Source organism: Desulfosporosinus paludis (assembly GCF_045689965.1).
Classification (GTDB): Bacteria; Bacillota; Desulfitobacteriia; order Desulfitobacteriales; family Desulfitobacteriaceae; genus Desulfosporosinus; species Desulfosporosinus paludis.
The window spans coordinates 3,848,701-3,870,116 of the sequence record NZ_CP144211.1; the positions used below are offsets into that span (position 1 = coordinate 3,848,701).

Sequence of the window (21,416 nt, forward strand, 5' to 3'; positions counted from 1 at the left end):
CAAAGGGGCAGGTGAGGTTAATAAGATGATCGTAAAACGGATCTTATTATTTGTTCGGAGTCTCGTAAGGTCAATTATGAAACACAATATTGGGGCTTTGGCAGCAGTGATTGCCTTTTATGGATTTTCTTCGATGATTCCCTTACTTCTTTTGCTGATCTATGGCGCTTCGATTTTTATTCCCCAGGAAACGGTACAGTATTTTATCTCAGAGGTTTTTCAGTCCTACGTTCCGACCCTTCCGGATGCTAAACTCTATCTCGCTCAGAACGTGTCCAGATTAGTCTTATTGGGTTCCAATAAAGTCGGACTGTTTGGGATTCTTGGCTTACTATGGACCACCACGGGCGGCTTTGTATCGTTTCAAAGGATCCTTGATACGATCTGGGAGGTGTCTAAAAGAAGGTCTTTTGTCAGGCAGTATCTTGTGGGGTTCGGGATGCTCGTAATACTCGTAAGTCTCACGATTATTTCTTCGCTGGCGACCATTGTTTCCCTCGCCCTCGTCAAAAATGTTTTTACGAACCAAAGCATTCCACTGTGGTTAGCACTTTTTCATGGAATCTCTCATTTGGCGTTTCCCTTATTACTTTTTTTGACCTGTCATTTTTGTTATCGGTTTTTACCATCCCAGACAATTCGAAATTCTTATCTCTTCGTAGGTGCTTTAGTTTCGACGTTAGGAATATACATCTCTCGGGTGGTATTTGTTTGGTACACTGAGCATTTAGGCAAATATGAGATGATTTACGGAAGTTTGACGTTTATTATGCTCTTTATCTTCTGGGTCTATATTTCTTGCATCATAGTCTTGCTTGGAGCCGAAGTGGCAGTGACATTAAATGCCGTAAAAGGAGCGCAGAAATAATTTAGCTTTTAAACTAGCGTTGAACCAGTATGTCGCTCTTTTGTTTCGTGACAAGAGGGAGACAAGTTTGTTATAATAAATTTTACCAGTAAGTTTGAAGGGGGTCGATCATGAAAAAGGTTATCTTATTTGTGATAGACTCTTTACATCCCGTGGTTCTGGGAAGAATTATATCCGAAGGTAAGGCACCGGCCCTTTGCTTTCTGGCGAAGCATGGGACTTATTACGAACGTGTTGTGTCCACTTTCCCAACGATGACACCTGTGGCGACGAGCTCAATGATCACAGGTACAGGGCCTGACCGCCATGGGGTCCCCGGCTTTATCTGGTATAACGAAGAGATCCGTAAACTGGTCGATTATGGAGCGACTTGGCAAAGCGTTCTTAAAATAGGCCCTAAGAATGTTATTCTGAATCTATTATCAAAGCTTAATACGGAACATCTGGCCCTAGAGACCCCAACGCTCTATGAGAGGTTGGAGGCCGCGGGATTTAGTACTGGGAATGTTAATCTTTTTATGCATCGGGCCGCACACCCGTTTCGAGCGAAACTTCCGTTTTTGATCTCCTTAGCGACTGGCTTTCAGATCCGTGAAAAAGAGATTTTTGGACCTTCCCATTTGACCTTAGGACAACTCGTCCACTTGCCTTTCTCTGGTCGTTTATCTGCTTACCCGAGAGGGGCTTTTTCCCGTTTCGGATTTAATGATGTTTTCTCTGGGGCAGTGGCCCGTCAGCTTGTTCGGGAGGGGAATTTACCTGATTTCACGGTTATTTACTTTCCGGATAACGATAAAAATTCTCACCACTATGGCCCATTGCGTACTGGTCCTTCCATAGAACGGGCAGATCAACAGATTGCTTCGATCCTTGACGAGTTTAGTTCATGGGAGAATGCTCTTGAGGAAACGGTCATGATTGTGACAGGAGATCATGCCCAGTCGACAGTCGGTTTAGGCAAAGACTATTTGATTGATCTGGATCGTGGTCTGAAGTCATTCAAGAGGCTAAGATCTACCGAAGAGGCCATTGAAGATCAGCATGAGATTGCCATTTGTCCTAATGAACGGATGGCTTTTATTTACATATTGCAAAGGCACCATGAGATCCTGCCAAGAGTCGTGGACATTCTCGGAAAAGATGCTCGAAATGCCCAGATTGCCTGGAAAATCGCAGAGAATAGATACAGTGTCATGCAAGGAGGTACTGAGAAGCAACTTTTCTTTTCCCGTGATGGTCTCGTTCATGATGTTTATGGTCAATCATGGTCTTATGATGGAGATTTATCCGTGGTAAATGCTCATGTAACGGAAGATCGGACCATTAAATTTGGAAAATTCCCAGATGCTTTTAGCCGCCTTATCTCGGCTTTAGAGGCGAGAGGAGGAAGTCGAGTCGTCGTTTCGGCAGGATCAGGGTACGAGTATTTTGCGGAGGGAGCTCCAATTCACCCTGGCGGAGGAAGCCATGGCTCTCTGGAAGAAGAAGATTCGACAGTACCAATGATTGTAACCGGCAGACCCTTTGTGTTAGAAAATCCGCGTATTGTGGATTTGTATCCCTTGATTTTGGATCATTTTGAGATAGGAAAGCATTAGCAAGATATATCCTCTAATTATAGAAATAACGATAAGAGTAAGAAGAGCAGAACTTTAGGTTATCTGCTCTTCTTGCTTTTTGTTGCTAAGAACTAGAAAAACGATTGACAATCTCCGATACAATCACAGAATAAAACTTCCAGCATAAATCATTAATTAAGACTCAAAGGAACAGAAGGGGAGTTTTGCAAAAGATTAAGAGATACTGAAACTTGCCTAGGCAGTTAACTATCCTTAACATAGAAAAATGGAAGGAGGGGGAATGGGGATGGACTGGCAAAAAATCGTAATTCACCATACTGCAAGTCCCATAGAGGTGCGTCGTTCAGGGAAGACTGTACCAGTCGATGCTGTTATGATTCGAGAGTGGCATAAAGCCAACGGTTGGAGCGATATAGGGTATAATTTCGTGATAATGCCTGATGGCCGCTGTGAAGATGGAAGGCCATTAGACCAACCGGGGGCGCACTGCAAAGCAGGTAATCGAAATTTTATGGGTATAGGAGTCTGCCTGGTAGGGAATTTTAGCAAGACCGAAGTACCGGAGATCCAATTAAATGGGTTAGTCAATAAAATAGTGCAACTCATGGAGGCTTATAAACTAGGACCTGAAGCCGTTGAGCTGCATCGAGACGTTCCCGGGGCGGCAACAGAATGTCCAGGACGGTATTTTCCGGAGGATGTTCTAAAAAAAGAATTAGAAGAACGATTGACTTAAAGCTGTTGTAATCTATCTGGATATAACTTAAGGATGGGAGACTCTTCAAAAAAAATCTTATTTCGTTTTACGGGGACAAGTCAGCAAACTTGACATCAATGCTTGTACCCTTAGTGACTACTTTTCCGGCCGGGAGGGATTGCTGATTGGCTAAGCCGCTGCCTGTAAAATTAAAGTGAAGTTCTGATTTTTCCAAAGTAATCCCTACTTGGCGCATGGTTAATCCCGTCAAATCAGGTACTGCAACTTCGTCAGCAGAGGGGGTTCGTTCCGGCGTCACAGGTTTGGGGGAGGGCCTGACAGAAGAGTCGCTTGGAGAAATCGAAACGATACTCTTGGTATCTGCCGATACGGGAATGCCATAATATTGGAGAGCCCCTTCAAGGATAACTTTAGCCGGAGGGCCACACAGTGGCCCTCCATCATGTTGCCTGTCCGCCATGTTTGGAGTGTCTAAAATAATCAGCAAGGCAATTTTGGGTTTTTCTGCGGGCGCATAGGCTGCAAATGAAGCTACGTAATCTGTGGCTGAATAATCCCCAGTTTTGGGGTCTATTTTCTGAGCAGTTCCTGTTTTACCTGCTACATTGATGCCGGGGATTTTAGCCAGATACCCAGTGCCGCCGGCAACAACTTGTTCAAGGACATTTGTCATTTGAGATGCTGTCTCTTTCGAGATGACCTGACGAACAGGAGTTGGCTTTTGTTGTTGAACCAACTGACCATCGGGAGTTGTAATTTTATCCACAATATAGGGTCGATACAGTGTCCCTCCATTAGCTATCGCTGAAATAGCAGTCAATAGCTGAATAGGGGTCACTGAATTTGCTTGACCAAAGGACATCGTCGCCAGATCTAGTTCCCTGGCCTTGTCTTGGGGAACAAGGATGCCGCTTTCTTCACCTGAAATATCAATCCCGGTTTTAGAGCCAAACCCAAATGCTTTTAAATACGTATAAAAGTTATTCATGCCTAATTTCATTCCGACCTGAGCGAGGACTACGTTGGAGGAGGATTGCATTCCTTGGGTAAATGTAGTATTTCCTCGTGCTTGTTGGTCAGAATCCCAGTTGGTAATCACCTTGGGTCCAACTTGAAGATACCCAGGATCATAAAACGTCTCATCTGGGGTTATGGCTCCTTCTTCCAGAGCAGCTGATCCTGTAATTGTCTTAAAGGTCGAGCCAGGTTCGTAGGACATGCTTATAGCTAGGTTACGGCGAACATCGGGAGTAACTTTTTGATAATTCGCAGGGTCAAAGGTCGGACGAGATCCCATACCCAAGACACGTCCGGTCATAGGATCCATGGCTAAAATTGTCACGCTTTTAGCTTTAGTCGATTGCTGTAAACTGTCGAGCTGCTGTTCAATTAAATATTGAATGGTTGAATCGAGAGTTAAAGTTAGGTTATCACCTGGGCTGGGCGGTTCATTTTGCGAAGGTGCGCCTAAGATTGAGCGTGCTCGGGTATCCTCCTCCTGGGAAATGAACCCTGGTTTCCCAAATAATTCATTATCATAATAAGATTCGATCCCTTCCACACCATGACCGTCTTGAGTGACAATTCCTAGGGTTGAGGCCGCAAAGCTTCCCATGGGGTTGACACGCTTTGCTTCATCATCTAAACCTACTCCGGGAATTTTTAAAGCCATTACCTTATCTGCTGTTGGGATATCCACTTGGTGAGCAAGGCTAATCCAAGATAAGTTTTTATTGAGACTAGCCAATATATCCTTAGAATCTATTCCTAAAAGAGTTCCGAGTTCTTTGGCTATATCTTCTTTAGTACTTTTAATTTGCTTTTTGGAAATTAAGTCACTTAATGTCTTGGGATCTGCATAGACTTCTTTAACGGGAATACTTTGAGCTAATACGTTCCCCTGGGCATCAAAAATAGTCCCTCTTTGGGGGTGCAGGTTTTGGTCGTTTGTTCGCCGCTCAGTTCCCTTCTCCTGGAGTGCCGAAGCTTGAACAACTTGGAGATCGATAAGCCGGCCAAACACCACAAGCATTAAAGCGGCTAAAAATAGCTGGACCCAACGGTCGCGTGAAAAATATGTAGTACGGTTTTTTTCTGTTCTCAAAGTTGTTTCCTTAACCCGCCCTTCTGGTTACACCAATCATTGAACCGAGGACTAGACAAAAAGTCCTCTCACTCAGGGGAGAAGAGGTCAAAACTGTCTGAAATGAACAATATTCTCTAACTATATTATAGCTCAGATTCGTTCGGCATTGACAACCTTCATATTAAGAAAATGTTAAACCTTATATTGGAAATAAAGACGATTCGTTTAATACATAGGACAGTCTTTTTCTTTGAAAACTGAAAGGAATTAACGTAAAGGGGTCGAAATAAGTACAGGATAACTCGGGTATTTAAATGTGATGTGAATTCAAGCTGACCATAAGCACCCTTAAAAGGTTACTTCTGGCTTTTCACCCTAAAAAGGAGAGTAGGCAATGAACGCTTTATATGCGACAAAAGTCAATTGTCCATACTGCGGCAACGATTTTCAAACCCTTCGAGTGCGTTATCGGCATTCAATTCCTTATAAAATAGACAGCGACTTTTGTCCACATTACAAAGAGGGTGATAGCAATCCTCATTTTTATTACGCTAAAGTATGCCCAGAGTGCGGCTTTGCCTTTACTGAGGAATTCTCAGATAATTTTCCTTTAGGCACTAAAGAACTTATCAAAGTAAAGATAACTGCTGAATGGAGGAAAAAGGAATTCGGACAAGTTAGAGATGTAGAGAAAGCGATTGAATCTCTTAAATTGGCGATCTATTCAGCTACCTTAAAGAGGGAAAAACATTCGGTCTTAGGTGGTTTGTGTATGCGTCTGGCTTGGATATACAGAACTGAGAACAGACAGGAAGAGGAAGAGCGTTTTATGAAGTTAGCTCTTCAAGAATATGAAGAGTCGTATGTACACTCGGATTTTAAAGGGACATCCTTATCTGAAATCAGAGTTTTATTTATCTTAGGAGAGTTAAGCCGACGGTTAGGGCAGTTTTCTAAGGCTATCTCCTATTTTTCGAAAATAGCAGAACACCCCAGACGTTATGAGGAAACGAAGATCTTAGAAATGGCTCGTAAGCAATGGAGAGTTACTGCGGAACAAAATAGGGAACATCATTAAAAAAAGCAGCAAAAGAAAGTCTGCGGATTAGTATAGCCTTAATTTGAGAGCAAGGTGTTAGTTTCAGAATAATGATCAATGCTTATAGAGGATTACCTAAAAGTATTTATATTTTTTTCGCGGTTCAAATAATAAATAGGTTTGGAGATTTTGTGGTTCCGTTCTTAACCTTGTACCTGACCAAAAAGCTGGATTTATCGTTCGAAACGACAGGTGTTATCGTTATGGTCGCTTCAATCTTAAGTATTCCGAGTTCTCTTTTAGGAGGTAACCTTGCAGATCAACTCGGCCGAAAGAAAATTTACATCTTAGCACAGACAATTGCAGGTGTGTTGCTTATCCCCTGTGCTTTTCTAACGAATCCTTCAGTTATTGTAGTTTGTATTTTAGCTGCTACTTTTTTTAATGGAGCCGTAAGACCTGCCATTAATTCTATGATTGCAGACATACTGCCGCCTTATAAAAGGCAATTAGGTTATTCCCTTAATTACTTAGGGGTTAATGTTGGTGTAGCTCTCGGTCCGATCGTCGCAGGGTTTTTATTCAACCATTGTCTGCCAATGCTGTTTATAGGGGATGCTCTAACGTCTTTTATAGCTGTGAGCCTCGTTATATTCCAAGTTACTGAAATTGATCCGCTAACCTCGGAAATTGCTGTGACTGAAGAAGAAAAGGACGAATCCGGGAACCTTCTGCAGGTTCTTATCAGAAGACCTGAAATTATGATTCTTTTATTAATATATATCATTTATTGTGCTGTTTACATTCAGCATAGATTTTCTCTGCCAATCATGCTGGATACTATATTCCAAGCCCAAGGCCCTGAAAAATTTGGCTTACTAATGAGTGTTAATGCTTTAACTGTTATAATTCTGACCATGTGGATTATTAATCTTACAAAACGATTTAAGCCTCTAATGAACATGGCTATCGCTGGCTTTTTATATGCTTTGGGTTTTGGCATGATCGGAAGTATTCGCACATTTTCTCTGCTTGTAGTATCTACGGTATTGTGGACACTGGGAGAAATACTAATGGCCACGAACTTTGGAGTGTATATTGCAAACCATAGTCCTCGAAATTATAGAGCGAGATTCAGTGCTTTATCCACCCTAGATAAAGCGATAGGCGGAGCCCTTGGAACATCGCTTATGGGCGTATACATTGGGTTAAAAGGTGTAAATGCGGTCTGGAGTTTAACCTTTGTGGTATCTTGTATTTCTACAATCCTAATGTTATTGCTGGCTGCCTATTCTGGGAGACGCCATCAGAAGGAGCTGTCTTGATATGAAGAATATCTTCGTTAATGTTGTGGAAATATCAAAAAGAATTTGCCTAACAAAATTACGTGAGGGAGATATAGCGGTTGATTGTACCATGGGAAATGGGAACGATACTGTTTTTTTAGGTCATTTGGTTGGGGAAAAAGGAAAAGTTTATGCTTTTGATATTCAAGAAGAAGCTGTTATTAATACTAAGAAAAAGCTTGAAGAACTGAATTTCCTTGAAAGAGCTGAACTAATTCTCGATGGCCACGAAAACATCGATAACTATAAGATAGAAAATGTTAAACTGGTAATATTTAATCTAGGATATCTCCCGAAGGGAGATCGATGAGATTACTACCAACAAGGAGACTACCCTAGAAGCAGTTCAGAAATGTTTAAGTATACTCCAACCCAATGGCATTATTCTGCTTGTTATATATCCGGGGCATGAAAATGGCAAAGTGGAAAAAGAGGCCTTGAGAGATTTCGCCTCAGAATTAAATCAAAAGGATTATAATGTCGTTAATATTTGTTTTACAAATCAAATCAATCATCCGCCTGAACTTATCTGCATTGAAAAAGTTTGTCCCAAGTAAATAACCCCGAGCCTCCAACTTAAGGCTAAGATATTGCACAAAAAGCCCTCTCGGGCAAAACGCACGAGAGGGCTTGAATTTTCTCGCTTTACTCCGGAAGCTCTTCACTAGCCAGCAGACGTTCGAGGATTTCCGGCTTGGGGGTAAGGAATAAAGTCCAGTTCTGATCATAGATTACCATGCCAGGTTTGGCGGAATTAGGTTTTTTGAGCTGTTTGACATGGGTATAATCCACGGCGACTTGAGAAGAACCTCGTGCTTGGCTGTAATAAATGGCTAAGGCTGCGGCTTCTTCTAAGGTGGCGTCGTCAGGAAATTCTTCTCCTTCGTCGAGGGGTATCAGAACGTGGGAACCCGGAATTTGCTTGACGTGGAGCCATAAATCGTTGGGCTTGCCTTTGCGCAAGGACAGCCAATCGTTTTGAGCGTTATTTTTACCGACATAGATAATTCTGCCCTGACTCGAACGATAGACCCGAGGTTGAATCCTTTCCTTGGGAGATTTAACGTTTGATTTCGCCGAGGAACGTCCTTTTTTAGTCTTTCGTGGTTCCTTTTTTGCAGGTTTACCGGCTAAATAGCCTTGGCCTACGAGTTCAAGATGAATTTCATCGAGTTCAGTCAGTGAGGAGGCCTGCTCTAAACTAACCCTTAAAGAATCCAGATAGTTCACCTCTTCGACAGCACTTTCTTGGAGTTGCTTGGTTTTAAACAAGGTGGCCTTGGCTTTGTTGTAGTATTTGTAATAGCGCTGAGCGTTGTCAATGGCACTGATGTGGGGATCTAGAGGGATAGTTACTAAGGATTGAGAGGGATCATAATAATCTTCTACCATGACTTCTATCGATCCTAAGGGAATTCGATGAAGATTGGCTGTGAGCAGCTCACCCCATCTCTGATAAGCAAGACTGGAATCAGCGTTGGATATGGCTTCTTCATAGACTTTAAGTTTCTTTTGAAAATGAGTTTGTTGTTCTTGAACGATTTTGCGCAAAGAACCGCGTTTGGCTTCTAAGATGTTGGTGATGGATTTTAAATAAAAGAAACTTTCAATTGTCTCATTTAAAGAAGAGAACTTCTCCATTTTTAATTCTTGGTATTGTTGAAAGGGGACAAACGTGAAGGTGGTTGGAGGAGACTGGGGTATGGGCTGATAATAGATGCAGGGTTGGATTTCCCGCGTACCTTCCGGGTTACATAACCTCCTGTATGCTTGGAAAAGTCTTGAAAGGTCAATATCACCGCACTGGTGGAGATGTACATCCTCAGTTAACCCCGCTTGAATTACGATTTCCAAGGCCAATTCTGGACTGACCCCTGCAAAACGGGAGAGTAAGATTTTTGTCATCTGGCGATCGAGATCATCTGTCGAGAAAGCTTGCCGCCAGGTTTCTTCATCTTCAGTGGGCGGCAGCTTTCCTTGGGAAGGAGGGGTGAGGTAAGCTCGTCCCGGTAAGACTTCACGATAGCGGCTTACGGCATGGGAGTACCGTTTCAATCCGTCGAGAATTGTCTTTGTGGTCGGGTCCACCAAGATAAGATTACTGTGTTTACCCATGATTTCTAAATGAAGATGAAGGGTGACGAGATCTCCGCGGTCGTTGTAGTTTTGAATTTCGAAGGTTATGACGCGTTCTAAATCTCTTTGAGATAGGCTGACCAATTTTCCGCCCTCAAGGTGTTTACGCAGGATCATACAAAACATGGGAGGAGAGGGGGGATTTTTTTTGTTTTCTCCGGTAAGGTGAAATCGTGGAGCAGTAGCGCTTGCGTTCAGTAAGAGTCGCCTATTACCTTGAGAGAGGCGCAATTGGATATGGATTTCTTCTTTTTCCGGTTGAAAGATTTTATCGATTCGTGCCCCTCTAAGTTGAGGAGCAAGTTCGTTTACTAAATAGGCCAGAGTCACACCGTCTAAAGCCATGGAGAGAACTCCTTTCATTAATACGAGTCGCTTTTTAGTATAACACACTTGTACTGCTGAGGCATTTTTCAACGTCTTTTGGAATAAGCATGTACTACGAAGAGGACAAAGTAGTATCAAAGCCATTATTGCAAAAGGAGGAGATTGATACATGCGGCAACAGGCATGGCATGTGTTACCTTGGCTTGATGTTGCCAAGGTGTTGGATGTGCATCCAGGCAAGGGGTTGGGTGTAAAAGAAGTTCATCGGAGGTTGCAAGAGGTCGGTAGAAATGTCCTTGCAGCCAAGAAAGGAGTTCATCCTGTCTTTCTGTTCTTGGGACAGTTTAAAGATTTCATGGTGTTAGTTTTATTGGCAGCAACGGTAGTCTCTGGGCTTTTAGGCGAAATAGCAGACGCTATTACAATTCTAACAATCTTAATAGTCAATGCAATTTTAGGATTTGTTCAGGAGTTTCGGGCTGAGCGTTCCATGGAATCCTTGCGCTCCCTTACCGCTCCAGAAGCCCGTGTGCTACGTGAAGGTCTCGAGCAGCGGATACCTGCTGCAGAAGTTGTGCCTGGAGATATTGTGCTTCTGGAAGCAGGGGACCGTATACCAGCGGATGTTCGCTGGATTCAGGCCGTCAATATTCAAGTGGAAGAGTCTGCCCTAACGGGAGAATCCCATCCTGTGGGCAAAAATATTTCACCATTGGTTGATGAGCTTACGCCTATGGCTGATCGAAGAAATATGGGTTATATGGGGACTTCGATTGTCAATGGCCGGGGAGCCGGGGTCGTCGTGGCAACAGGTATGGATACAGAGATGGGCGTCATTGCTGGGATGATCCAAAGCGTGGAAGAAGAAGAGACACCTTTGCAAAAACGTTTGGCCGAGTTGGGAAAATGGTTGGTCTTAGTTAGTGTGCTTGTCTGTGTAGCGGTAGTGATAACCGGGATTTTACGGGGAGAAGATTTCTATAAAATGTTCTTCACGGGTGTGTCTTTGGCGGTAGCAGCAATTCCGGAGGGTCTGCCAGCGATTGTCACTGTAGCTTTGGCTGTGGGCGTGCAGCGAATGGTTAAGCGTCAGGCAATTATTCGAAAGCTTCCGGCTGTGGAAACCTTGGGCTGCGCAACAGTGATCTGTTCAGATAAAACGGGTACGTTAACTCAGAACGAAATGACCGTGCGCCAAATTTACTCGGATGGCAGAAAAATTACGGTTTCCGGTCAGGGGTATGATCCTAAGGGAGATTTCTATGGTGCCGATCCAGAGAAAGAAAAAGACCCTCTTCATGAAGGTTTAATCATCGCAGCACTTTGCAATAATGCAATACTAACCAAAAAAGGGGTTAAAGTAGCGGGGCTTTTTCGTTCTAAAGAAAGCAATGCTCCTTGGGGGATCGAGGGTGACCCAACCGAGGGCGCCATTCTAGTAGCTGCTGCAAAGGCGGGAATTTGGCGCGAGGTGTTGGAACGGAAACAAGAGCGGATTGGGGAATTGCCTTTCGACTCAGACCGTAAAAGAATGAGTGTGGTTTACCAGACTAAGCATGGACGAAGGGCATACGTTAAAGGGGCTCCTGACAAGGTTTTACAACTTTGCCGACAAGAATTGACGTCGGAAGGGGTTGTGGAGCTATCTCCCGCACGTAGGCAAAACATCATGCGGGCAAACGATGAAATGGCTCGGCATGCGCTGCGCATTTTGGCCGTTGCGGAAAAACCTTTATCTGATACCGAACCTCTTAGTGATCAGGTTGAACAAGAGTTAACCTTCGTCGGGTTATTGGGAATGATTGATCCTCCGCGTCCTAGTGCCGTCAAAGCAATTAAAGTCTGCAGGCAAGCCGGGATTAAGCCTGTGATGATTACCGGAGATCATCGTTTGACTGCGGAAGCTGTGGGGCATGAGTTGGGAATCATACGAGGAACAAGCGGCGGAGTCATCTCGGGAGAAGAATTGGAGAGAATGTCTGATCAGGAGTTAAGCGAACGGGTCAGGGATGTTTCCGTTTATGCCCGTGTAACCCCTAAAGATAAGCTAAGAATTGTAAAGGCTTTCAAAAACCGGGGGCAAGTAGTGGCCATGACTGGAGATGGGGTTAATGATGCTCCGGCTGTTAAAGAGGCGGACATTGGAGTTGCTATGGGTGTGACGGGAACAGATGTCACAAAAGAAGCGTCCTCAATGGTTTTGGGAGATGATAATTTTGCAACGATCGTAGCTGCTGTGGAAGAGGGCCGCGGAATTTATGACAACATACGGAAGTTTATTCGCTATTTGCTTTCCTGTAATCTGGGTGAGGTTCTAACCATGTTTTTAGCGACACTCGTGGGCTTACCCCTTCCTCTCCTGCCAATTCAGATTTTATGGGTTAATCTTGTTACTGACGGTCTTCCTGCTATGGCCTTGGGTGTGGATGGTGCGGAACCGGAGATTATGAGCCGTCCGCCGAGAACCCCTGGAGAAAGTATTTTCGCACGAGGGTTAGCAGGCAAGATTGGGATAAGGGGAACGATGATCGGGCTTGGAACGCTCTTAGTTTTCGTCGCGGGGCTATTTATGGGTGTCAATATGTTAGTGGCGCGGACAATGGCCTTTACCACTCTGGTCTTTTCACAGTTGTTTCATGTCTTTGATTGCCGATCTGAAGAACGGGGCATCTTTGAAGTGGGTCTGTTTACAAATCCTTATCTGGTAGGCGCAGTGTTGGTTTCATCAATTATGCAGCTTAGTGTCATATATCTTCCTCCGTTACAAGCGATCTTCAAAACGGCTCCTTTACACAGTTGGCAATGGATCTTTATCCTCTGCGTCGCAGGCGGACCTTCTGTTTTAATAGGATTTGCTCGGCTGCTTAAAAACAGTTGGCAGGGAAAAACGTCGATAGCCAAAGGATGAATTCGGCCCTTTGATTCTCAGTGAGTGTAGGTTCGTTCATCAGATCGTTTTTTTGCTCAGTAAGCAAAAGAACGTATAATGTATAACTTGTTCTTCCATCGTGTATACTTGGTTCGGATGGTTGACCCATTCCACTCGGAGTAGTATCCTTTTAGAAAGATAATGCGTAGGATAGAGGAAAGTCGCTTAGGACCAAGTGCTAAATCTCATATCGTATTCGTTAATCTTATCAGGAGAGAGGAGCAAGCACGATGGAGTTTGTTAAAATGCATGGTCTGGGGAATGATTTTGTTTTCCTGGACCATTTTTCTGTTACATTGGACGGAAATGTGGATTATCCTGAGTTAGCCAGAAAGCTCTGCCACCGTCAATTCGGAGTAGGGGGAGACGGGCTAGTAGTAATTTTACCTTCTAAAGTTGCTGATGCCCGGATGCGGATCATCAATTCGGACGGCTCTGAGCCTGAAATGTGCGGTAATGGTATCCGATGTTTTGCACGGTACGTATATGATCAGGGGATCGTTAAACATAACCCTATGCGCGTGGAGACTCTTGCTGGAGTTTTGACCTTAGGGCTTGATATTCAAGAGGGTCAGGTTCTAGGAGTTCGGGTGGATATGGGTGAGCCCATTTTGAGGGCGGACCTGATACCAGTCCTGGGTCAAGGTGAACCTGTGGTTGGGCAGACACTCCAAGTCTTAGGAGAAACCTTTCATTACACAGCAGTTTCCATGGGGAACCCACACTGCGTTATCTTTGTGAACGATTTTTCCACGTTGGATTTTGAGCGTTTAGGCCCGGCAATTGAGAAACATCCGTTGTTTCCGCGTAAAACCAATGTAGAATTTATCCGAATTGATTCTCCACGTGAGATGACCATGAAGGTTTGGGAACGGGGTGCCGGACCAACACTCGCTTGTGGTACGGGCGCATGCGCCTCCGCGGTTGCCGCCGTACTTAATGAGAAAACAGAACGTGCAGTGACGGTTCATCTGCCCGGGGGAGATTTATTGATTGAATGGGGATCTGACAATCATGTTTATATGACAGGTCCTGCTGCTTACGTGTTTAAGGGTGTCTGGTTAGAACCCTAGGCAAATCGTAAGTTGCTCCTTGTTGAAACGGTTGAGGGAGGATGACTTATATGGAAGAAGCTCAACGAATACAAGCATTGCCCCCCTATTTATTTGCTCGGATTGATGAAAAAATTGCAGCTGCCAAAGTGAAAGGTGTGGATGTTATCAGCCTGGGAATAGGGGACCCTGATCTCCCGACACCGGATCATATCGTTGATGAGTTGGTCAAGGCAGCTTGCAATCCTGCTAATCATCGCTATCCTTCCTATGTTGGGATGTTGGAATTTCGCTCGGCTGTTGCGGAGTGGTATAAACGGCGCTCCAATATAGTCTTGAATCCCCAAAAAGAAGTTGTGACGCTGATTGGATCTAAAGAAGGGATTGCCCACATTGCGTTATGTTATCTAAATCCTGGAGATATTGCTTTGATTCCTGATCCCGGTTATCCCGTTTACGGAGTTGGAACGTTATTAGCCGGTGGGGTTCCCTATACGATGCCTTTGAAAGAGGAAAATGGTTTTTTACCCGACTTAGACCTGATCCCGGAAGACATAGCCCGAAAAGCTAAGCTGATGTTTTTAAACTATCCCAATAATCCTACAGGAGCCGTTGCGGATGAAACCTTCTATTTAAAAGTAATTGCCTTTGCCAAGAAGAACGATATTCTAGTTTGCCATGATGGCCCTTATTCAGAAATTGCCTTCAATGGCTATAAGCCTTTAAGCTTTCTTGAGATCCTGGGGGCCAAGGAAGTCGGAATTGAATTTCATTCCATGTCCAAAACCTATAATATGACTGGGTGGAGAATTGGTTGGGCTGCAGGTAATGCCAGGGTAATTGAGGCTCTCGGTCGTATCAAATCGAACATCGACTCTGGAGTTTTCCAGGCCATTCAAGTGGCTTCAATAGAGGGACTATTAGGGAATCAGGATTTGGTTCGAGAGATGTGTAAGATTTATCAGGAACGGCAAGATATCGTGATCGAAGGATTGAATGCCCTCGGGTGGAAAGTGGAAAAGCCTAAAGCTACGATCTATGTTTGGGCCAAAGTACCAAAAGGGTATACCTCAACTTCTTTTTCTGAATTAGTTTTAGATAAGGCCGGCGTTGTCATTACACCGGGCAACGGGTACGGAGAATATGGTGAGGGTTACTTCCGTATTTCACTGACGATTAATACGGAGAGACTCAGAGAAGCGTTCAGGCGTTTACAGGATAACCTTGGAAAATTTCAATTCTAAGCTTTTAAGTATGAACTAGTGAAACGGATTGTTTAGAAAATCATACCGCGGCAAGCCGTAAGAATTCAGGATTCGGAATTCTGAATCCTGAATTTGAAACGCTCTTGAGACAAAAGTGTGCAAAAAAACAAACTTATTTAGAGGAATTATATAACCTATCAAGAGATGGGAATCGCATCGTTTCGAAGATGCGATTTTTTTATACTGTCAGTAAGCATAGACATCTTTTAAATACTTTCTTCAAGGCCCCTTCCCGCCATCCGTGGCTACAGGGACACTCGGCCATCCATGGCCAGCGCATAAGTGCAACCAACGGATTCGCTTTCGCTATGCTCGGCGAAGCCGGGTTTTTTTTACGTAACAGAAAGTATAAGTTTTGGGGTACCAGTGAGTATGGACCGTATATTCACCAATTTTTAATTTCAATGCCATCTTTTTTGAAGGCTAAATATTTTAAAAGAAGATTAATTGTATTACACACGATAGCGCCACAACCAATCCAACGATAAAAATTTAAGTAATTCATAATATCTTGGGAATAGAAATTAACTACTAAGAACACTATTGCCAAAAATATACTTATCACAAGGAATATGCGACTCATAAATAGTTTTTTATTCATGTCTTTCATCCCTCATTCAAGCTTTCTAGTGAGAAGGCTTAAACTAATTATAACTAGTATTCATCTAAAAACAAAGAACCCGTTGTGTGCAAAAAACTTCTTTTGGTACAACGGGTAATTAATTTTCGATAAGGTACTTTCTCTTAATTCTACCTTACGGATCTTGAATAGAATTTTGAGGTGCCATTCGCAGCAGTTATGCTAATTACAGTGGTCGTGGTAGGTGTTCCAACGTTTTGTATTGATTCATTTGGTAATAATCCGCTGCTGCTTGCCCAGCAATACTGTTATTAAATGCAATGCTTGTAGTTTGATTATACGGATTGCTGAACAGAGTTAAATTTAGTGAGAAAGGAACGGATTAAGTAGGACTATGGAGTGGCCAGAGCAAACTTGACACGGCGTGTTGATTTTAAGTCGCCGGTGAGGGGGGAGAGGGAGTAGGAAGCAAGCAGATCCCTCTTCCCGGACGAATGATTGTAACACACCGGCAAAGTCGGCCTCTAATCCACGCCTTGAACATAAAAGAAGTATTCTTGTAAACAGCTCAATTTTATCCTTCCAGGCGTTAAGAAAGCCTTTGTGGTCTGGCCGTCCCTGGCCAGGGGAACCGTGCCGGATCAAAAGATAAAGGAGTAAAGATTTTTTGTTTCGTTTAATCTTTAGTCAGAGGCCAATTCGAAAATGATTTTGCAATCTGTTATAATATAGAAAGAGGGACGCTATCATTAGAATTTTATACTGTCTTAAGCGTCCGATAAACCGTAAAGGGGTGAACGTCCCGGTTGTAGGTGGTTAAACTGGGTATACATATGGCAAATAGCATGACGGGATTTGGTCGAGGTGAAGCGAGTGGCTATGGTTATCAGTTCACTGTAGAGCTGAAAGCGGTGAATCATCGTTTTTTTGAAGTTGTCGTTCGGCTGCCGCGCAATTTCATTGGATTTGAGGAACGTGTCCGTAAAATTCTACAAGAAAAGTTTCAACGCGGACGCCTAGAAGTACATATCAACATCGTGGAATCTGAAGGAAAAATGAGATTAGCGAAGGTTGACAAAGAATTAGCACTGTCGTATGATAAGGCATTGAAGGATCTCGCCTCAGCTCTTCATACGGCGTATGATACGGATATTTACCGTTTAGTGGCCTTGCCTGAGGTGATTTCTGTTCAGGAACCAGAAATCGAATTGGATACTTTGTGGAATGTGTGTGCTGAGGCTCTTTTGAAAGCGGCTGATGGTTTTGGACAAATGCGCCGAATTGAAGGAGAAAAGTTAACGATCGATCTCCTACGAAGATTAGATCTATTGGCTGAACATTTGCGCGTTATTTCTGAGCGCGCACCGCATGTTGTAAAAGACTATCAGGAACGTCTGCAGGAACGGATTCAAACGCTTTTGGGCGGAGTTGAACTTGATCCTGTTCGATTAGCGAATGAAGTAGCTTATTTTGCGGATCGCGCATCAATCACAGAGGAACTAGTTCGCTTTGACAGCCATCTGGCTCAGAGCCGAGAGGGTTTGCGCAGCAACAACTCCGTGGGCCGCAAACTGGATTTTTTGGTTCAAGAGATGAACCGGGAAATTAATACGATCGGGTCGAAAGCTAATGATTTGAGTATCGGTAAACAGGTTGTGAGCGTCAAAAGCGAATTGGAAAAAGTGCGCGAACAAATTCAAAATTTAGAGTAATGGAGGATTCATTTTGGACATTAAGCTCATTAACATTGGCTTTGGCAATATTGTATCTGCCAATCGAATTATCTCGATTGTGAGTCCGGAATCCGCCCCAATCAAGCGTATTATTCAAGAGGCGCGAGATGCGGGCATGCTGATTGATGCCACTTATGGCCGGCGTACACGTGCAGTCATTATCTGCGACAGCCATCATGTGATCCTGTCTGCAGTTCAGCCTGAGACTGTGGCCCATCGACTTTCCACCAAAGAATCCAGCAATCATGTAGAAGATCCGGCAGATTAGGGGTGTAGCGTGGAAAAGAGTCATGGGTTATTAATTGTCCTTTCGGGTCCTTCCGGGGCGGGTAAAGGAACCCTTTGTCAAGAATTGCTTCGTCAAATTCCTAATTTAAAGTATTCTGTTTCGATGACGACACGCCTGCCTCGTCCTGGTGAAGTGGATGGAGTTCATTATTATTTTCGTTCGCGAGAAGACGTTGAAACTATGATTGCTGGGGATGAACTTTTGGAGTGGGCTGTGTTTTGTGATAATTACTATGGAACACCGAGATTTGCCGTGGAACAAGCCATCAAGGACGGCCAGGATGTCATTTTGGAGATTGAAATTCAAGGTGCCTTGCAAGTCAAAAAGCGTTTTCCCCAGGGAGTCTTTACGTTTATCGTTCCACCTTCACTGGATGCTCTCTCGGAACGCATACATAAACGAGGAACTGAGACTGAGGAGGTCATTCAAAAGCGACTTGCTACCGCCATTCAGGAATTAGAGTATGTGAGTGAATACGATTACGTTGTCGTGAATGATGAAGTTCCTGTGGCTGTCGATAAATTAAAGAGTATTCTTATCGCTGAAAAATGCCGGGTTAAACGAAAACCGTTCGTTTTTAAGGGGGAATCCTAAATGAAACAACCGTCACTAGATAAGCTAATGGGTAAAGTTGACAGCAAATACACCTTGGTTATTGTGGTCGCCAAACGAGCGCGTGCCATTATGGAAGAAGGGAAGCATGAGGACCTGGCTAAAGGCGTCAAGTCCGTCAGTATATCCCTCGAAGAGATTTCTCAATCTAAAAATGCTTATGAATGCATTCCCGACGAGATTTCACCATGTTAACAGGTAAAAAGATCCTAGTTGGAGTCTCCGGCGGAATTGCTGCTTATAAAGCTGCTGACCTCGTGAGCCGTTTAAGGAAGATGCATACTGAAGTTCACGTCGTGATGACAAAATCTGCGACAGAGTTTATTGCTCCGCTCACCTTAAGGAGTTTGTCGGCGAACCCAGTGTATGTAGACATGTTCGAGGAACCAAAATTATGGAACGTTGAACATATTGCTTTAGCAGAGAAGGCTGATGTTGTGGTTGTTGCCCCGGCAACGGCGAACCTTTTGGCAAAAATGGCTATGGGGCTGGCAGATGACTTTCTTTCAACCGTTCTTTTAGCGACGCGTGCGCCGATCTTTGTGGCACCAGCTATGAATCATGCGATGTATCATCATCCCGCCACCCAAAGGAATCTTAAACTCCTGCAGGAGCGCGGGATACATTTGATTGGACCTGATTCCGGTTTTCAAGCGTGTGGTTCTGAAGGGGATGGGCGCATGAGCCAGCCTGAAGAGATCTTACAGACGCTCGTTCGTTTTTTCGTTGGATCAAGTCAGTTAAAAGGAAAAAAGGCCCTTGTGACTGCGGGCGGAACCCAAGAACCTTTAGATCCTGTTCGCTTTCTTGGAAATCGAAGCTCTGGACGAATGGGCTATGCCGTCGCTCAGGCTTTGCAAGAAGCTGGAGCTGAGACTGTTTTAGTCAGCGCGCCTACAGATTTACCAACTCCTGAGGGAGTGACTCGTGTATCTGTGCATACTGCCCTGGAAATGTGCGATGAAGTCCTGTCACGTTTCTCAGAAATGGATGTTGTTGTTAAAGCTGCTGCAGTTGCAGATTATCGTCCGGCTGTACAAGCGGAACAGAAGATTAAAAAAGACGGGTCAAACCGTACGATAGAGTTAGTTCCTAATCCGGACATTTTAGCTGAACTTGGACGAAAAAAAACGTCTCAGGTTCTGATTGGCTTTGCTGCTGAAACGGAAAATCTTTTAGCAAACGCTCAAGAAAAAATGCTTCGCAAGAATGTTAATCTCCTAGTAGCTAATGACGTTACACAGCAGGGAGCTGGATTTGGCAGCCCTACAAATATTGTAAGTTTTCTTTTTCCTGATGGAAGAAAAATAGATTTTCCCCAGATGAGCAAGCTTGAGGTTGCTCGGCATCTCGTTACTGAGATTGCTCACCTCCTCGGGGTAGAAACAAAGGAGTGATTTGTTAATGGCGAAAAAGTTATTTACCTCAGAGTCTGTAACCGAAGGGCATCCCGATAAGATTTGCGACCAAATATCGGATGCTATTCTCGATGCAATTTTTGCTCAAGATCCCAACGCTCGTGTTGCTTGTGAAACGATGGTAACAACTGGCCTAGTGCTCGTCAGCGGTGAGATCACAACAACTTGTTATGTCGATATTCCGCATGTCGTTCGGGAAACGGTTCGGGAAGTGGGCTATACACGAGCTAAATATGGTTTTGATGCAGATACCTGTGCCGTGTTAACCTCGATCGGAGAACAATCGGCGGATATTGCCCTAGGTGTCGATCAGGCTCTGGAATCAAAAACTGGGGAAATGTCGGATCGCGATATTGAAGCCATAGGCGCCGGTGACCAAGGCATGATGTTTGGTTATGCGACAAATGAGACTGAAAGTTATATGCCGCTGCCCGTTGATTTGGCTCATCGCTTGGCCCGTCGTTTGACCGAGGTGCGGAAATCAGAACTTTTGAGTTATTTACGGCCAGACGGCAAGACTCAAGTGACCGTGGAATACGAGGGCAACAAGCCGATTCGAGTCGATACTATTGTTATTTCTACGCAACATCACCCGGATGTTACCCAGGATCAAATCCGCAGGGATTTGCTGCAATATGTCGTCTACCCAACAGTCCCGAAAGAATTGTTAAATGAAGAGACAAAATACTTCATTAATCCTACCGGCCGATTTGTGATTGGCGGCCCTCAGGGGGATTGTGGTCTAACAGGACGAAAAATTATCGTCGATACCTATGGCGGAATGGCTCGCCATGGCGGTGGTGCCTTCTCAGGTAAAGATCCCACAAAGGTTGACCGTTCTGCTGCTTATGCAGCTCGATATGTAGCCAAAAACGTTGTCGCTGCTGGTTTTGCTGATCGCTGTGAGATCCAGATTGCCTATGCCATCGGCGTTGCCCGTCCTGTCTCCGTTTCGATTGAGACCTTTGGTACAGGGAAGCTGCCGGATGATAAAATCGTTGAATTAGTGATGCAGACCTTTGACCTCCGTCCGGCGGGGATTATTAAGAATTTAGATCTTCGTCGTCCAATCTATCGGCAGACAGCGGCTTATGGGCACTTTGGCAGAACTGACCTTGACCTTCCTTGGGAAAGAACTGATAAGGCTGAAGCGTTAAAAAAGCTTGCAGGCTTTTAAATTGTTAAATGTTGAAGAGGGGCTGTACATCTTTTAATGTACAGCCCCTTTGACCTTCTGCGCTGCGTTTGGCGATTTGGGTTCAGCATTTTTGCTTCTATGAATGAAAGGATTCATATTTTTCCTTAACAGGATTAGAGTTCCTATTGTTGCGGAGATAATGGGTTAAATTTGCCTTGTTGAAGTCAGTCGGAAGTTAAAGTTTCTTGACAGGAAGTAAAAGAATTAGGTATTATTATTCAAACTGTATTATAGTACAAA

Annotated in this window: 16 protein-coding genes and 1 pseudogene; 15 read left to right on the top strand and 2 right to left on the bottom strand. The window is 44.0% G+C overall.

Annotated features, from left to right (window positions below; genetic code table 11):
- Nucleotides 1-25 precede the first annotated feature (25 nt).
- From VZF35_RS19190 to VZF35_RS19200, 3 genes are all read left to right on the top strand, one after another.
- A complete protein-coding gene (locus tag VZF35_RS19190; RefSeq protein WP_407307519.1) occupies nt 26-868 on the top strand; it encodes a YihY/virulence factor BrkB family protein in 843 nt (280 codons plus the stop codon).
- Between the two features lie 110 nt (nt 869-978).
- Nucleotides 979-2,466 (top strand): alkaline phosphatase family protein, encoded by a 1,488-nt coding sequence (locus VZF35_RS19195; RefSeq protein ID WP_407307521.1) that lies wholly within the window; start codon nt 979-981, stop codon nt 2,464-2,466.
- A gap of 268 nt (nt 2,467-2,734) precedes the next feature.
- Complete coding sequence (locus VZF35_RS19200) at nt 2,735-3,184, top strand: peptidoglycan recognition family protein (RefSeq protein ID WP_407307523.1); 450 nt, start codon at nt 2,735-2,737, stop codon at nt 3,182-3,184.
- Between the two features lie 67 nt (nt 3,185-3,251).
- On the opposite strand, the gene VZF35_RS19205 is transcribed toward VZF35_RS19200, so the two are convergent.
- Nucleotides 3,252-5,198, bottom strand: a complete 1,947-nt coding sequence (locus VZF35_RS19205; RefSeq protein ID WP_407314725.1) for a penicillin-binding protein — start codon at nt 5,196-5,198, stop codon at nt 3,252-3,254.
- A gap of 448 nt (nt 5,199-5,646) precedes the next feature.
- Between VZF35_RS19205 and VZF35_RS19210 the strand changes: the two genes are divergently transcribed.
- The 3 genes and pseudogenes from VZF35_RS19210 to VZF35_RS19220 all read left to right on the top strand — a co-directional run bounded on the left by VZF35_RS19210 (nt 5,647) and on the right by VZF35_RS19220 (nt 8,194).
- The gene (locus VZF35_RS19210; protein WP_407307525.1) at nt 5,647-6,330 is read left to right on the top strand and encodes a DUF2225 domain-containing protein; all 684 of its coding nucleotides are present in this window, start codon (nt 5,647-5,649) and stop codon (nt 6,328-6,330) included.
- A 71-nt stretch (nt 6,331-6,401) separates the two neighbouring features.
- Nucleotides 6,402-7,616: an MFS transporter gene (locus VZF35_RS19215; RefSeq protein WP_407307527.1), complete on the top strand. Its 1,215-nt coding sequence runs from the start codon at nt 6,402-6,404 to the stop codon at nt 7,614-7,616.
- Between the two features lies 1 nt (nt 7,617).
- Nucleotides 7,618-8,194, top strand: a pseudogene (locus VZF35_RS19220) (class I SAM-dependent methyltransferase).
- 88 nt (nt 8,195-8,282) lie between these two features.
- Here VZF35_RS19220 and VZF35_RS19225 read toward each other — a convergent pair.
- A complete protein-coding gene (locus tag VZF35_RS19225; RefSeq protein ID WP_407307529.1) occupies nt 8,283-10,118 on the bottom strand; it encodes an NFACT family protein in 1,836 nt (611 codons plus the stop codon).
- 151 nt (nt 10,119-10,269) lie between these two features.
- Here VZF35_RS19225 and VZF35_RS19230 point away from each other — a divergent pair, with 151 nt between their 5' ends.
- From VZF35_RS19230 to metK, 9 genes are all read left to right on the top strand, one after another.
- Nucleotides 10,270-13,008, top strand: coding sequence for a calcium-transporting P-type ATPase, PMR1-type (locus VZF35_RS19230; protein WP_407307531.1), 2,739 nt, complete (start codon nt 10,270-10,272; stop codon nt 13,006-13,008).
- A gap of 251 nt (nt 13,009-13,259) precedes the next feature.
- Nucleotides 13,260-14,102 carry a diaminopimelate epimerase gene (gene dapF / locus VZF35_RS19235; protein WP_407307533.1) on the top strand — a complete coding sequence of 281 codons (843 nt, stop codon included), beginning with the start codon at nt 13,260-13,262 and terminating at the stop codon, nt 14,100-14,102.
- A 50-nt stretch (nt 14,103-14,152) separates the two neighbouring features.
- Nucleotides 14,153-15,325: an LL-diaminopimelate aminotransferase gene (locus VZF35_RS19240; protein ID WP_407307535.1), complete on the top strand. Its 1,173-nt coding sequence runs from the start codon at nt 14,153-14,155 to the stop codon at nt 15,323-15,325.
- Nucleotides 15,326-16,759: 1,434 nt separating this feature from the next.
- On the top strand, nt 16,760-17,638 hold the full coding sequence (locus tag VZF35_RS19245; protein ID WP_407307537.1) for a YicC/YloC family endoribonuclease: 879 nt from the start codon (nt 16,760-16,762) through the stop codon (nt 17,636-17,638).
- A 13-nt stretch (nt 17,639-17,651) separates the two neighbouring features.
- Nucleotides 17,652-17,927: an extracellular matrix/biofilm regulator RemA gene (gene remA, locus VZF35_RS19250; protein ID WP_014828567.1), complete on the top strand. Its 276-nt coding sequence runs from the start codon at nt 17,652-17,654 to the stop codon at nt 17,925-17,927.
- Nucleotides 17,928-17,936: 9 nt separating this feature from the next.
- Nucleotides 17,937-18,542: a guanylate kinase gene (gene gmk, locus VZF35_RS19255; protein ID WP_407307540.1), complete on the top strand. Its 606-nt coding sequence runs from the start codon at nt 17,937-17,939 to the stop codon at nt 18,540-18,542.
- On the top strand, nt 18,543-18,755 hold the full coding sequence (gene rpoZ / locus VZF35_RS19260) for a DNA-directed RNA polymerase subunit omega (RefSeq protein WP_407307542.1): 213 nt from the start codon (nt 18,543-18,545) through the stop codon (nt 18,753-18,755). It begins immediately after the preceding gene.
- Nucleotides 18,749-19,957 (top strand): bifunctional phosphopantothenoylcysteine decarboxylase/phosphopantothenate--cysteine ligase CoaBC, encoded by a 1,209-nt coding sequence (coaBC, locus tag VZF35_RS19265; RefSeq protein ID WP_407307544.1) that lies wholly within the window; start codon nt 18,749-18,751, stop codon nt 19,955-19,957. Before rpoZ ends, coaBC begins: the two co-directional genes overlap by 7 nt.
- A gap of 7 nt (nt 19,958-19,964) precedes the next feature.
- Nucleotides 19,965-21,155, top strand: coding sequence for a methionine adenosyltransferase (metK, locus tag VZF35_RS19270; protein ID WP_407307546.1), 1,191 nt, complete (start codon nt 19,965-19,967; stop codon nt 21,153-21,155).
- Nucleotides 21,156-21,416: the final 261 nt, after the last annotated feature.